At 71.9% G+C, this 12,909-nt stretch carries 12 protein-coding genes and 2 pseudogenes; 4 read left to right on the top strand and 10 right to left on the bottom strand.

The window, feature by feature from the left end; genetic code table 11:
* The first annotated feature begins 268 nt into the window (after nucleotides 1-268).
* Complete coding sequence (locus Q7T52_RS11500) at nucleotides 269-727, top strand: hypothetical protein (RefSeq protein WP_304802576.1); 459 nt, start codon at nucleotides 269-271, stop codon at nucleotides 725-727.
* Between the two features lie 16 nt (nucleotides 728-743).
* Here Q7T52_RS11500 and Q7T52_RS11495 read toward each other — a convergent pair whose 3' ends face one another.
* From Q7T52_RS11495 to Q7T52_RS11470, 6 genes are all read right to left on the bottom strand, one after another.
* Nucleotides 744-1,574, bottom strand: a complete 831-nt coding sequence (locus tag Q7T52_RS11495; RefSeq protein WP_304802574.1) for an FAD-dependent oxidoreductase — start codon at nucleotides 1,572-1,574, stop codon at nucleotides 744-746.
* Nucleotides 1,575-1,593: 19 nt separating this feature from the next.
* Nucleotides 1,594-2,121 (bottom strand): ferritin, encoded by a 528-nt coding sequence (locus Q7T52_RS11490; RefSeq protein ID WP_304802573.1) that lies wholly within the window; start codon nucleotides 2,119-2,121, stop codon nucleotides 1,594-1,596.
* A gap of 14 nt (nucleotides 2,122-2,135) precedes the next feature.
* Nucleotides 2,136-2,330: a hypothetical protein gene (locus Q7T52_RS11485; RefSeq protein WP_304802571.1), complete on the bottom strand. Its 195-nt coding sequence runs from the start codon at nucleotides 2,328-2,330 to the stop codon at nucleotides 2,136-2,138.
* A 61-nt stretch (nucleotides 2,331-2,391) separates the two neighbouring features.
* Entirely contained in the window at nucleotides 2,392-4,386 is a 1,995-nt protein-coding gene (locus Q7T52_RS11480) for a protein meaA (RefSeq protein WP_304802569.1), read from the bottom strand.
* Between the two features lie 108 nt (nucleotides 4,387-4,494).
* On the bottom strand, nucleotides 4,495-4,800 hold the full coding sequence (locus Q7T52_RS11475) for an STAS domain-containing protein (RefSeq protein WP_304802567.1): 306 nt from the start codon (nucleotides 4,798-4,800) through the stop codon (nucleotides 4,495-4,497).
* A gap of 57 nt (nucleotides 4,801-4,857) precedes the next feature.
* Nucleotides 4,858-5,460: a hypothetical protein gene (locus Q7T52_RS11470; RefSeq protein WP_304802565.1), complete on the bottom strand. Its 603-nt coding sequence runs from the start codon at nucleotides 5,458-5,460 to the stop codon at nucleotides 4,858-4,860.
* An 18-nt stretch (nucleotides 5,461-5,478) separates the two neighbouring features.
* On the opposite strand from Q7T52_RS11470, the gene Q7T52_RS11465 reads away from it, so the two are divergent.
* From Q7T52_RS11465 to Q7T52_RS11455, 3 genes and pseudogenes are all read left to right on the top strand, one after another.
* A complete protein-coding gene (locus Q7T52_RS11465; protein ID WP_304802563.1) occupies nucleotides 5,479-6,051 on the top strand; it encodes a cob(I)yrinic acid a,c-diamide adenosyltransferase in 573 nt (190 codons plus the stop codon).
* Between the two features lie 94 nt (nucleotides 6,052-6,145).
* Nucleotides 6,146-9,307, top strand: a complete 3,162-nt coding sequence (locus Q7T52_RS11460) for a DEAD/DEAH box helicase (protein WP_304802561.1) — start codon at nucleotides 6,146-6,148, stop codon at nucleotides 9,305-9,307.
* 111 nt (nucleotides 9,308-9,418) lie between these two features.
* Nucleotides 9,419-10,099: pseudogene (locus Q7T52_RS11455) on the top strand (TIGR02206 family membrane protein); the annotation flags it as partial.
* A gap of 27 nt (nucleotides 10,100-10,126) precedes the next feature.
* Here the strand turns inward: Q7T52_RS11455 and Q7T52_RS11450 are convergent.
* The 4 genes and pseudogenes from Q7T52_RS11450 to Q7T52_RS11435 form a co-directional block, all read right to left on the bottom strand.
* Nucleotides 10,127-11,272 carry an MFS transporter gene (locus tag Q7T52_RS11450; RefSeq protein WP_304802559.1) on the bottom strand — a complete coding sequence of 382 codons (1,146 nt, stop codon included), beginning with the start codon at nucleotides 11,270-11,272 and terminating at the stop codon, nucleotides 10,127-10,129.
* Between the two features lie 19 nt (nucleotides 11,273-11,291).
* On the bottom strand, nucleotides 11,292-11,732 hold the full coding sequence (locus Q7T52_RS11445; protein WP_304802557.1) for a DUF2550 domain-containing protein: 441 nt from the start codon (nucleotides 11,730-11,732) through the stop codon (nucleotides 11,292-11,294).
* A gap of 60 nt (nucleotides 11,733-11,792) precedes the next feature.
* The gene (locus Q7T52_RS11440; RefSeq protein WP_304802555.1) at nucleotides 11,793-12,194 is read right to left on the bottom strand and encodes a F0F1 ATP synthase subunit epsilon; all 402 of its coding nucleotides are present in this window, start codon (nucleotides 12,192-12,194) and stop codon (nucleotides 11,793-11,795) included.
* A 1-nt stretch (nucleotide 12,195) separates the two neighbouring features.
* Nucleotides 12,196-12,909: pseudogene (locus tag Q7T52_RS11435) on the bottom strand (F0F1 ATP synthase subunit beta); the annotation flags it as partial.

Genomic DNA, 12,909 nt, shown 5'->3' with positions numbered 1-12,909 from the left:
CAAGGACGCCGCCGAGGACGAGGGCGGCGACGACGCCGACGCCGCGCTCGAGGCCATCGAGGCCGTCCCGGACGACCAGCGCGACGCCTTCGCCGAGACCCTCAAGGCGACGTGCGACGGCGAGGACGACGACACCAAGCTCGACGACATCGACGCGTTCAACTGATCTGCTGACCTGGCGCGCACCGCGCCACGAGGACCCGCTCGGCCGTTCCGGCCGGGCGGGTCCTTCGGTTCCGTCCCCATGTCCACGCGTTAGGTTGTCCGCGTGAACCTCACCATCAGCTCCCGCCCCGTGGTGCGAGTCGGCTTCGTCGCCGCCGCTCTCCTGACGCTGGCCGCCTGCGGCGGCATCGCCGACGACGCCCCCACCGACGCCGACCCGCAGGCGTTCTGCGACGCCTACTTCAGCGAGACGCAGACGGCGGAGGAGGTCGCCAAGGAGCTCGCCGACATCGGCACCCCCGAGGACATCAGCGACGACGAGCGCAACGGCTTCGAGACCTACGTCGAGGGCCTCGACGACGAGGGCGACAAGGCCAACAAGGACGTCAGCAGCGTCCAGATCCCCGCCGACGACCAGGAGGACGGCAACGCGTTCGTCACCTACGCGCAGAACACCTGCGGCGCGCTCCAGGCCCCCACCGAGGACCCGTCCGCCGCTCCGTCCGAGGAGCCCACCGAGGAGCCCACCGAGGCACCCTCCGAGGAGCCCACGACCGAGTAGCGGTCCGCGACGCGTCCTAGGCCAGCGCCACGACGTCGTCGGCGCAGCCCCACGACAGCGTGACCCCGGCCCCACCGTGGCCGTAGCAGTGCACCACCCGGCCGACCCGCTCCAGCCGCACCGTGGGCCGGCCGGGCCGCAGACCCACCTTGTGCCGCAGCACCCGGGCCGTCGCCAGGTCCGGCACCAGCGCCGACGCGCGGCGCAGGATGTCGGCCGCGACCTCGGGTGACGGCGTACGGCTCCACTCGCCGTCGTCGTCGGTGCCGCCGACGACGATCTCGCTCTCGCGCGGCACGACGTAGGTCGGGCTCGGGCCCCCCGGCCGGGCGTCGAGCCAGAAGCGCTCGAGCCCGACCTGCTCGACGACCACCACCTGGCCGGCGACCGGGAGGACCGTCCTGTCGGCGCCGAGCAGGCGCGCACCGAGGCCGGAGCAGTTGACCACCAGGTCGCCGTGGTCGGGCAGGGCGGGGAGGTTGAGACGGGTCAGGGTGCCGCCGAGGTGCTCGACGCGCGCGACCAGCCACGGCAGGTAGCGCGACATGTCGACCACCGGCGCGACGATCTCGCCGCGCTCGAGGTCGGTGCCGGACAGCAGTCGTACGCCGTGGTCGCCGGAACCGGCGACCAGCTCGGCGAAGGCCGCCTCGGACGCCGCGGTCCAGCGCTCGACGAGGTCGGCGGGACCGGCCCGGTAGGGGTGCACCAGCGCCGCCGCGACGGCCGACGTCGTCTCGAGCGGCAGGTCGCGCGCGACGACGTCGACGCGGTGACCGGCCTCGAGCAGCCGGACCGCGCAGGTGAGGCCGACGACGCCGGCGCCCACCACGATCACGCGGCCCATCACAGCACAGCGACCGGGATCAAGCGCCGCCGGCGATGCGTGGCGCGGTCGCGTCGGTGCCCTCGCCGCCCTGCTCCCGGGCGACGTAGTCCTCGATGTCGTCGATGTCGTCGGCGTTGCGACGGACCACGGCGAGCAGGTCGCTCATCGTGGCGACCTCCTCGACCTGCTCCTTGATGAACCACTGCATGAACTGCTCGGAGGCGAAGTCGAACTCCTCGCGGGCGGTGCGGAGCAGGGCGTTGATCTGCTCGGTCACCCGCTTCTCCTGGGCGAGGGCGAGCTCGACCGGCGCGACGACGCCCTCGAAGGACGGGACCGGGGCGTCGACACCGGGGATCACGACGTCGACGTCGGTGTCGAGGAGGTACTGGACCATCATCATCGCGTGGTCGCGCTCCTCGAGCGCCTGGCCGTAGAACAACGCCGCCATCTGCGGCATGGTCAGGGCGTCGTAGTGGACGGCGATCGCGACGTACTGGTTGTGGGCGGCGAGCTCGTTGCCGATCTGGGCGTTGAGCTGCTCGGCGAACCTGGTTGCGGGCACTGCGGTTCCGATCGTCAGGCGGCCTTGGCCAGCTTCTTCTTGGTGACCTTCTTGCCGTCGAGCCGGACGAGCTGGCGGCGCTTGACCGTATACCCCGACGGGAGGGTGCCTTCCTTCAGCATCCGGAGCGGGCAGCGGCCGCACTTGGAGCGCGACTCGCAGCACTTCAGCTTCGGTAGCTTGGCGACGTTGCCCTTGCTCTTCCCCACGCCACAACCCTAGCAGCGGTGTAGGCAAGGCTCACCTGGGTCCGCGGCCGGGTGCGTCACATCAGTCGAGGTCGTGGGCCCGCCGGATGACCTCGACGATGCCGCCCATGATCTCGGTGAGCCCGAAGTCCTTGGGCGTGTAGACGGCCGCGACCCCGGCCTCGATCAGCAGCTTGGCGTCGCGGTCGGGAATGATCCCGCCGACGATGACGGGTACGTCGTCCAACCCGGCCGCGCGCAGCCCCTCGAGCACCGCCGGCACCAGCTCCATGTGGCTGCCCGACAGGATCGAGAGCCCGACGCAGTGGACGTCCTCGGCCACCGCGGCCGAGACGATCTGCTCGGGCGTCAGCCGGATGCCCTGGTAGATGACCTCGAAGCCGGCGTCGCGGGCGCGCACGGCGACCTGCTCGGCCCCGTTGCTGTGGCCGTCGAGCCCGGGCTTGCCCACGAGCAGCCGCAGCCGCCCGCCGAGCTCCTCGCCCGTGGCCCGGACCCACTCGCGTACCTCGGTCAGCTCGGCACCGGCCTCGGCCACGCCGACCGCCCCGCTGACCCCGGTGGGGGCCCGGAACTCGCCGAACACCTCGCGCAGGGTCCCGGCCCACTCCCCCGTGGTCGCGCCGGCGCGGGCGGCGACCAGGGTGGCGGCCATCAGGTTCTCGTCGGTCTTGGCGGTCTCGGCGAGCTGGGCCAGGGCGGCGGCGACCTCGTCCTCGTCGCGCTGCTCCTTCCACGCCTTCATCGACGCCAGGGCCGAGGCCTCGGCCTCGGGGTCGGCGGCCATGATCGCCTCGTCGAGGTTGGCGGTCAGTGGCGACGGCTCGGTGGTCTCGTACTTGTTGACCCCGACGATCACCTCGAGGCCGTCCTCAATCCGGGAGCGACGCGCGGCGTGGGCGCTGACGAGTTCCTGCTTCATGTAGCCCGACTCGACCGCGGCGATCGCGCCGCCCATCGCCTGCACCCGGTCGATCTCGGCCTGGGCGCTCGTGACGAGCTCGGCCACCTTGGCCTCGATCACGTGGCTGCCGTCGAAGATGTCGTCGTACTCGAGCAGGTCGGACTCGAAGGCCAGCACCTGCTGCAGCCGCAGCGACCACTGCTGGTCCCACGGCCGAGGGAGGCCGAGCGCCTCGTTCCACGCGGGCAGCTGCAGCGCGCGGGCCCGGGCGTTCTTGCTCAGCGTCACGCCGAGCATCTCGAGCACGATCCGCTGCACGTTGTTCTCGGGCTGGGCCTCGGTGAGGCCGAGCGAGTTGACCTGGACGCCGTAGCGGAACCGGCGCATCTTGGGGTCCTGCACGCCGTAGCGCTCACGGGTGATCTCGTCCCACAGCTGCACGAAGGCCCGCATCTTGCAGGTCTCCTCGATGAAGCGGACCCCGGCGTTGACGAAGAACGAGATCCGCCCCACGACCTTCTCGAAGTCGTCCTCGGAGACCTGGCCGGAGGTCTTGACCGCGTCGAGCACGGCGATCGCGGTGCACAGCGCATAGGCGAGCTCCTGCGTCGGCGTCGCGCCGGCCTCCTGCAGGTGGTAGCTGCAGATGTTGATCGGGTTCCACTTCGGGATCTGGTGGACCGTGTAGGCGATCATGTCGCTGATCAGGCGCAGCGAGTGCTCGGGCGGGAACACGTAGGTGCCCCGCGAGAGGTACTCCTTGATGATGTCGTTCTGGGTGGTGCCGGCCAGCTGCTGGGCCACCTCGTCGGGGTCGAGGTCGGGGTTCTGCTCCTCGGCCGCGACCTGGTACATCGCGAGCATCCACATGGCGACCGCGTTGATCGTCATGGAGGTGTTCATCTCGGTGAGCGGGATCTGGTCGAACAGCTTGCGCATCTCGCCCAGGTGCGGGACCGGCACCCCGACCTTGCCCACCTCGCCACGCGACATGACCGAGTCGGGGTCGTAGCCGGTCTGCGTGGGCAGGTCGAACGCGACCGAGAGCCCGGTCTGCCCCTTCGCGAGGTTGCCGCGGTAGAGCGCGTTGGACGCCTCCGCCGTCGAGTGCCCGGCATAGGTCCGCATCACCCAGGGCTTGTCCTTGGTCATGCGCGCAGCCTAGGACGGCGGTTACGGGTTGGTAACCACCATCGGAGTGGCATATCCGACACCGACCCTGCCCCTCCGGGCAGGTCGGGCGGCGGGTCGAGCGGCGGGTCAGGCGGTGGCGGCGTGCCGCTCGACCTCGACCACCCGGATCAGGTGGGTCATGTGGAGCAGCCGGCGTACGGCGCCGTTGCAGCCGCGCAGCGTCAGGTGATGGCCCTCGCGGACCGCCTGACGAGAGGCGGCCGCGAGGACCTTGAGGGCGGTGACGTCGACCGAGCCGACGTCGGTGAGGTCGACGACGACGTGGTCGTGGGCGGCGAGCGCCTCGTAGACCGCAGTGCGGACCTCCCAGGTGCTGCGGACGTCGAAGTCGCCGGCGAGGAGCAGCACGGGGCCGTCGGTGACGATGTCCACGTCGGCCTCCTCGCGCTGCGCCCCGGGGTGTGTGCTCTGTCACCCACTATGACGCGCTCAGCGTGCCAAAGGTTGCACCTGGTTCCCAGCGAGTTTCGGAAGGTTCCGGGCGAGCAGTCCGGTGGCCAGGCCGACCACCAGCATCCCGGCCACGCCGGTGGGCGCGAAGATGTGGTCCTGGTGGACGAGCCAGCCACCGATCGGCAGGCCGAGCGCCGGGAGGCCGTCGAGCCGGTGCCGGCCGAGCTGGTCGACGACGAGCGCGAGGCCGCAGACGACCAGCGACCACGACCCGACCTCGCCCAGGTCGACCCCCGTCCGCAGCATCGCGGTGAAGTCGGCGCTGCGTCGGTAGCCCTCCTCCATCTGCCGGGTCACGTTGCCGGCCGCGACGCCGTAGATCACGTCGAGAGCGGTGTAGAAGACCGCGAAGCCGTAGGCCGTCAGCCGCACGAACCAGGCCACCGGGTCCTGCCGTCCCCTCATCAGGGCCGCCAGCGCGACACCCACCAGCGGGAAGACGACCAGCCCGGCCAGGTGGATCAGGTACCAGCGGTCCGCGGTCGCGGGCGTCAGGGTGTGCGGGTGGAGGAGGCCCGTCGCGCCGAGGGCCAGCCCGGGCAGGGCAAGGACGACCGGCAGCAGGAAGCGTGACCTCATCTCGCTACTGTGCCGGGCATGGTCAACCTCACCCGCATCTACACCCGCACCGGCGACGGCGGCGAGACCCGTCTCGGCGACATGAGCGTCACGACCAAGAACGACCTGCGCCTGCACGCCTACGCCGACGTCGACGAGACCAACGCCCACCTCGGCCTGGCGGTCGCCGCCGGTGACCTCGAGGACGACGTCGTCGCCGTGCTGACCCACGTGCAGAACGACCTCTTCGACGTGGGTGCCGACTTCTGCACCCCTGTCGTGCCCGATCCGGAGTTCCCGCCGCTGCGGATCACCCAGGACTACGTCGACCGGCTCGAGGGGTGGTGCGACCACTACAACGAGCCGCTCGAGAAGCTGCGCTCCTTCATCCTCAGCGGCGGCACCGTCGGTGCCGCCCACCTGCACGTGTGCCGCACCGTCGTACGTCGCGCCGAGCGGTCGGCCTGGGCCGCCCACGAGCAGCACGGCGACTCGATGAACATCCTCGCGATCATGTACCTCAACCGGCTCTCCGACCTGGTCTTCATCCTGGCCCGCCACGCCAACCGTGAGCGCGGCGACGTGCTGTGGGTGCCGGGAGGCGAACGCTAGGGCGTGCCCGGGAAGCTGACCCGGCACCAGCTCCGGGCGGCCCTGTGGAGAACTCCCGGGACCGTCCCCGGGCCGTGCCACGATGGACAGCGTCATGAGCATCCTGCGCCGTCTCTCCCCCGCTGAGATCTCCCAGCACTTCTCCCGCGAGACGATGCTCCGCGCGCGCAGCTATGCCGACGGCGACGCGATCGAGGCGCCCGAGATCGGCGACCTGACCGCCACCACCGTCACCGCCTCGGCCGAGGTGTGGGGCACCGACTACCGGCCCTACCGCGTCCACCTGCGGGCCTCGGCCTACGGAGACGTCCTCTCGCTGGCGACGACCTGCACGTGCCCGGTCCACTTCCAGTGCAAGCACGGCGCGGCTCTCGCGTTCGCGCTCGGGTCGATGTTCGAGACCTCGGCGCCGGTGACGTGGGAGCAGCGGCTGGCCGAGCTCGCCGACGACCTGCGCGACCTCGCGCCCCCCGACACCGACCCTGTGCCCCTGGCCCTGCAGCTCACCTGGGACGAGGGCAAGGGCCACAAGGTCTTCTACCAGACCGGTCCGCTGCTGCGACTGCGCCCGATGCGGCCCGGCAAGAAGGGCGGCTGGATCAAGTCCGGCATCACCTGGACCAACGTGCCGGCCGCCGTCCAGGGCCAGGACCACGCCCCGGCCCAGCTCGAGGTGCTCAGGGCGCTGCACTCCGCGCTCGAGCGCCAGGGCGGCTACTGGTACGCCGGGCGCGAGCCCACCGTGGGCGACTTCGGTCCCGACGTCGTGCCGCTCCTGCTCGAGGCCGAGGCCGCCGGGTTCCCGCTCCTGCTCCAGCACCTCTCGACGCTCCACCTCGTCGAGAAGCCGGTCGCCCTCGGCGCCGACGTCCACTCCACCGACGAGGGCCCGGAGGTCGTCGTCGGGCTCGACCACGAGGGCCGGCTGTGGCACGGCGACGAGGTCGGGCTGTGGGGTGACCCGGCCCACACCGCCCTGCTCGACCACGGTGACGGCGAGCTGTCCCTCGCACGGCTCGAGCGCCGCCTCTCCCGCGGCCCGGCCCGCGTGCTCGCCGCCCCGCCGCTGCAGCTGCCCGGTGACGCCGTCGAGCGGCTGCCCGACGAGCTGGCCCGGCTCCGGCGCCTGCTGCCCCTAGGGTCGAGCGACGGCACCGTCGACGTGCCCGCCCCGGTCGCGCCCCGGCTGCGCCTCACGGTCCGGTGGAGCGGCGCCGACGCCGCGACGCTGGCGTGGGAGTGGGTCTACGGCGAGCGGGCGGTCGGGTGGGACGCCGACGACGACGTGCGCGACCGCCGGGCCGAGCGGGCCGTCGTCGACGCGCTCCCCCAGGCTCCCGACCCCGCGCGGCGCGAGGTCAGCGGTGTCGACGTGCTCCACCTCGCGCTCCTCGAGCTCCCGGCCTGGCGGGCCTGCGACGACATCGAGGTGGTCGAGGTCGACGCCCCCGACTTCCGCGAGACCGAGGCGACCCCGGTCATCGGGTTCGACGCACCCCCGCCCGAGGAGCAGGGCGAGACCGACTGGCTCGACCTGTGGGTGACCATCACCGTCGACGGCGAGGCGGTCCCGTTGGTCGCAGTGCTCGCCGCCATCACCCTCGAGGAGGAGCACGTCGTGCTCCCCAGTGGGCTCTTCTTCCGCACCGACCGCCCCGAGTTCGCCCGGCTCCAGGCCCTGGTCCGGGCGGCGGGCGAGCTGCGCGAGCCCGAGGGCGGACGCATCAGCGTCGGCACCCACGACCTGGGGCTCTGGGCCCAGCTCGCCGAGCTCGGCGTGGTCGACGCCCAGGCCGACGAGTGGGTCCGCCGCGCCCAGGCGCTGCGCGACCTGACCGACATCCCCCAGCCCGAGCCGACGGGCGTCGTCTCCGAGCTGCGCTCCTACCAGCGCGACGGCTTCCACTGGCTGGCGTTCCTCTGGCAGCACGGGCTCGGCGGCATCCTGGCCGACGACATGGGTCTCGGCAAGACGCTCCAGGTGCTGGCCCTGGTGGCCCACACCCGCGCGACCACCGACGAGCCGTTCCTCGTCGTCGCCCCGACGAGCGTCGTCCCGGCCTGGGTCTCCGAGGCGGCCCGGCACACCCCCGGCCTCCGGGTCCGGGCGATCACGGCCTCGGCTGCCCGGCGCGGCGAGTCGATCGCCGAGATCGCGGCCGACGCCGACATCGTGGTCACGAGCTACACGCTGCAGCGTCTCGAGACCGAGTCCTACGCTGGCGTCCGATGGGCCGGACTCGTGCTCGACGAGGCCCAGCAGGTCAAGAACCACCAGAGCAAGGCCTACTCGTCGGTGCGCAAGGTCGAGGCGCCGTTCCGGCTCGCCGTGACCGGCACCCCGTTCGAGAACCGCCTGCTCGAGCTCTGGTCGCTGCTGTCCATCGTCACGCCGGGCATCTACCCCCACCCCCGGTCGTTCCTCGAGCACGTCGTTCGCCCGGTGGAGAAGGAGGGCGACGACAAGGCCCTGCGCCGGTTCACCCATCGCATCAAGCCGTTCGTGCTCCGGCGCACCAAGGAGGTCGTCGCCGCTGACCTGCCGCCCAAGCAGGAGCAGACCCTCGCCGTCGAGCTGCACCCGCGCCACCGCAAGCTCTACGACACCCACCTGGCCAAGGAGCGGCAGCGGATCCTCGGCCTCGTCGACGACTTCGACCACAACCGGGTGGCGATCCTGGCCGCGCTCACCAAGCTCCGCCAGCTCGCGCTCGACCCCGCTCTCGTCGACCCGGCCCACGACACCGTGGGCTCGGCCAAGCTCGACGTGCTGGTCGAGCACGTCGTCGAGCTGGTCGCCGAGGGCCACCGGGCGCTCGTCTTCAGCACGTTCACGACCTTCCTCAAGCGGGTCCGCGACCGGCTCGAGGCCACCGGCGTCCCCACGGTCTACCTCGACGGTGCGACGACACGGCGGGGCGACGTCGTCCAGACCTGGCGCGACGGCACCGCGCCGGTGTTCCTGATCAGCCTCAAGGCTGGTGGCGTCGGGCTCACGCTGACCGAGGCCGACTACGTCTTCGTCCTCGACCCGTGGTGGAACCCCGCGGCCGAGGCCCAGGCCGTCGACCGTGCCCACCGCATCGGTCAGCACCAGACCGTGATGGTCTACCGCCTCGTCTCGACCGACACCATCGAGGACAAGGTGATGGACCTCAAGGCCCGCAAGGCCCAGCTGTTCGCCAAGGTCATCGACGGCGACGGCGCCACCTCGCAGTCGATCACCGCCGACGACATCCGGGCCCTGTTCGACTGACGTCCGATGACGCATGCTGGCGGGACGAGGTGGGCATGAGGTGGACATGAGGCAGGGCTTCCGGGTGCGCGTACTCACGCGGTGTCCTTCGACGTGGGTGAGGGTGGGCCCATGCCCCTGATCGCGCCGCTCGCCGCCGACCGTTTCCAGGCCTTCAGCACCGAGCACCTCGTGCTCGTCGCGGCCGCCCTGCTCGGATGCGTCGCCGCCGCCCTGCTCGGCCGTCACCTCGTCGCCGGCCACGCCACCACCGAGCAGCACGTCCGCCGCGGCCTGGCCCTGGCGATCCTCGCCTTCACGATCCCGCTCCAGGTGCTCCAGCTGCTGCCCGGAGACTTCGACCTCGGGACGTCGCTGCCCATGCAGGTCTGCGACCTGAGCTGGATGCTGGCCGCCTACGCGCTGTGGACCCGCCACCGCGGCGCCTGCGCGCTGCTCTACTTCTGGGCCTCGACGCTGGTCACGCAGGCCATCGTGACGCCGTCCCTCCAGCAGGCCTTCCCCGACCCGCGCTGGTGGATGTTCTGGGGCATGCACTTCGCCAGCGTCTGGGCCATGGTCCTGCTGGTCTCCCTCGGCGAGCGACCGACCTTGCGCGGCTACCGGTTCGCGGTCGCGGCGACGCTCGGCTGGGTCGTGGCGATGATGACGTTCAACGCGATCGTCGGCACCAACTACGGCTACCTCAACCGCAAGCCCTCGGTGAGCTCGCCGCTCGACCTGCTCGGTCCGTGGCCGGGCTACGTCGTGGCCGAGATCGCCGTGATCGCCGTCGTCTGGGCGCTGCTCACCCTCCCCTGGGTGCTGCGGCGTCGGCCCTCAGCGGGCGACGGCGCCGACGGGACGTCTGACGACGAGCACCAGCACGGCCGCCGGCAGCATGAGCAGCGCGACGACCTGCAGGGCGTCGAGGGTGCCGACCCGGTCTCCGAGAGCGCCTAGCAACGGCGGTCCGCCGAGGAACGCGGCGTAGCCGATCGTCGAGACGACGCTGACCCTGGCCGCCGCGCCCGCGGCGTCGTCGGCAGCGGCGCTCATCCCGACCGGGAACCCGAGCGCGGCTCCGAGGCCCCAGACCAGGCAGCCCGCCGCGACGACGGGCCAGGCCGAGCCGTGGACCACGAGCAGGACCCCGGCGACCACCAGCGCGGCGCTGGTCCACAGCACCGGCGCCCGTCCCCACCGGTCGAGCGCCACCGGTCCGGCCAGCCGTCCCGCCGTCATGGCGGCGACGAACACCGAGTAGCCCGCGACGCCGGCCCAGGCCGCGGCCTCGTGGCCGTCGACGAGGGCGATCGCGATCCAGTCGTTGGCCGACCCCTCGGCGGCGGCGAACATCAGCACCAGCAGGCCGACCAGCAGGGTGCGCGGCTCGAGCCACGCCCGACCCGACCCGGGCCCGCCCTCCGGGGCGTGGCCCACCGGCAGGAACCCGGCCGTCGCCACCAGCACCGACGGCACCACCACCGCCGCCAGCAGCGGGAGGTGGACCACCAGCGCCAGGTCCAGCCGTACGACGAGCACGCCGAGCAGCGCGCCGGCGACGGTCCCGAGGCTGAAGCCGGCGTGGAAGCGTGGCATCACGGTGCGGCCCAGGCGGCGCTCGACCTCGGCCCCCTCGACGTTCATGGCGACGTCCCAGACCCCGACACCCGCCCCGTAGAGCAGCAACCCGGCCGCGGTGACGGGCACCGACCCCAGGGAGCCGGCCCCGACGGCGACCAGCACCAGGCCCACGGCGTCGAGCAGCGCGCCGCCGCGGACGACGGTCGCGGCGCCCCACCGGGCGATCAGGGCACCGGCCGCCGGCAGCGCCGTGAGCGACCCGACCGCGATGGCCAGGAGCAGCAGCCCGAGGCCGCTGTTGTCGAGGTCGAGACCCGCCCGCAGGTCGGGCACCCGCGAGACGAGGCTCGCGAAGAGGAACCCGTTGACGGCGAACACCCAGCCGACCCGAGCGGTCACCCGCTCGATCACCGCTGGATCACCGGTTCCAGTCGGTGCCGGGCGGCCGGGCCTCCAGCCAGGACTGGAACCCGGTGAGGGAGCCGGCACTCATCGCCAGCTCGACCTCGCCGCCGGGCGCCCCGCACCGGATCACCAGGTGGTCAGGATAGAGCGACAGGCGCTCGGCCCCGAGAGCCTCGCGCCGACCGTCGTAGCTGAGGGACTCGCGCGCCCAGGACCGCTTCGGTCGAGGGGCCAGCGAGAAGAGCCGGAACCACTCGAGCCGCTCCCCGGAGTAGCGGCCGACCCCGAGAACCCAACCGCGTCCGTCCCCGGCGGGACGGACGCGGTGGCTGAGCTCGAAGGTGCCGCCGTTGCGGGCGATCAGGCGGCGGCGTACGACCAGGGCGAGCCCGTAGAGCAGGGAGACGAGCAGCAGGATGCCGGCAGCGTCGAGCGTCCACTGCCACCACGCCATCTCGTCCGCTCGCTCCTCGTCCCGGGAGCGATCACCCTATCGGGCAGCGATCGGGCTGGATCAGCGGGCCTTCTCGGCGGCGCGGATCCGAGCCTCGGCCCGGCGGATGCGCCGCTCGGCCTCGTCCTCGGCCACGTCACCGTCAGGCTCCTGCTCCAGCTCGGCACGGGCCGCGTCGACGTCGATCTCCTCGGCCAGCACCGCACGCTCGGAGAGGATGGAGACGCGGTCGGCCGCGACCGACAGGAAGCCCCCGTCGACGGCCGCAACGACGACGCCACCCTCCTCGGCGGTGATCTCGACGACCGCGTCGGTCAGCAGCGACAGCAGCGGCGCGTGACCGCGCAGGATGCCGACGTCGCCCTCGACCGTGCGGGCGATGACCATCGTGGCCGTGCCGGACCACACGGTCCGGTCGGCCGCGACCAGCTCGACCTGCAGAGCCTCGTCTGATCCGGCCATGTCAGAGGTTCTTCTGGATCTCGGCCCACTTGGCCTCGACGTCGTCGAGACCGCCGCACATGAAGAACGCCTGCTCGGCGACGTGGTCGTAGTCGCCGTCGGCGATCTTGTTGAACGCCTCGATGGTGTCGCCGACCGAGACCGTGGAGCCCTCGATGCCGGTGAACTGCTTGGCCACGTAGGTGTTCTGCGACAGGAAGCGCTGGATGCGGCGCGCCCGGCTGACGATGACCTTGTCCTCCTCGGACAGCTCGTCGACACCGAGGATCGCGATGATGTCCTGGAGCTCCTTGTTGCGCTGCAGGATCTGCTTGATCCGGATCGCGCAGTCGTAGTGCTCCTGGCCGATGTACTCGGCCGACAGGATGCGCGACGTCGACGTCAGCGGGTCGACGGCCGGATAGATGCCGAGCGACGCGATCTCGCGCGACAGCTCGGTGGTGGCGTCGAGGTGGGCGAACGTCGTGGCCGGCGCGGGGTCGGTGTAGTCGTCGGCCGGCACGTAGATCGCCTGCAGCGAGGTGATCGAGTTGCCTCGGGTCGAGGTGATCCGCTCCTGGAGCGTGCCCATCTCGTCGGCGAGGTTGGGCTGGTAGCCCACCGCGGACGGCATCCGGCCGAGCAGGGTCGAGACCTCGGACCCGGCCTGGGTGAACCGGAAGATGTTGTCGATGAAGAGCAGCACGTCCTGGTTCTGCACGTCGCGGAAGTACTC

The organism is Nocardioides sp. (assembly GCF_030655615.1).
Lineage (GTDB): Bacteria > Actinomycetota > Actinomycetes > Propionibacteriales > Nocardioidaceae > Nocardioides.
The sequence above is the reverse complement of the archived record's forward strand: the minus strand, read 5'-3'. Positions and strand labels throughout refer to the sequence as shown.

Bases quoted from the DNA above. Each gene is read 5' to 3' on its own strand.
- Q7T52_RS11495 (WP_304802574.1), bottom strand. From the start codon at position 1,574: ATGGGCCGCGTGATCGTGGTGGGCGCCGGCGTCGTCGGCCTCACCTGC.
- Q7T52_RS11480 (WP_304802569.1), bottom strand. From the start codon at position 4,386: ATGACCAAGGACAAGCCCTGGGTGATGCGGACCTATGCCGGGCACTCG.
- Q7T52_RS11470 (WP_304802565.1), bottom strand. From the start codon at position 5,460: ATGAGGTCACGCTTCCTGCTGCCGGTCGTCCTTGCCCTGCCCGGGCTG.
- Q7T52_RS11465 (WP_304802563.1), top strand. From the start codon at position 5,479: ATGGTCAACCTCACCCGCATCTACACCCGCACCGGCGACGGCGGCGAG.
- Q7T52_RS11460 (WP_304802561.1), top strand. From the start codon at position 6,146: ATGAGCATCCTGCGCCGTCTCTCCCCCGCTGAGATCTCCCAGCACTTC.
- Q7T52_RS11445 (WP_304802557.1), bottom strand. From the start codon at position 11,732: ATGGCGTGGTGGCAGTGGACGCTCGACGCTGCCGGCATCCTGCTGCTC.
- Q7T52_RS11440 (WP_304802555.1), bottom strand. From the start codon at position 12,194: ATGGCCGGATCAGACGAGGCTCTGCAGGTCGAGCTGGTCGCGGCCGAC.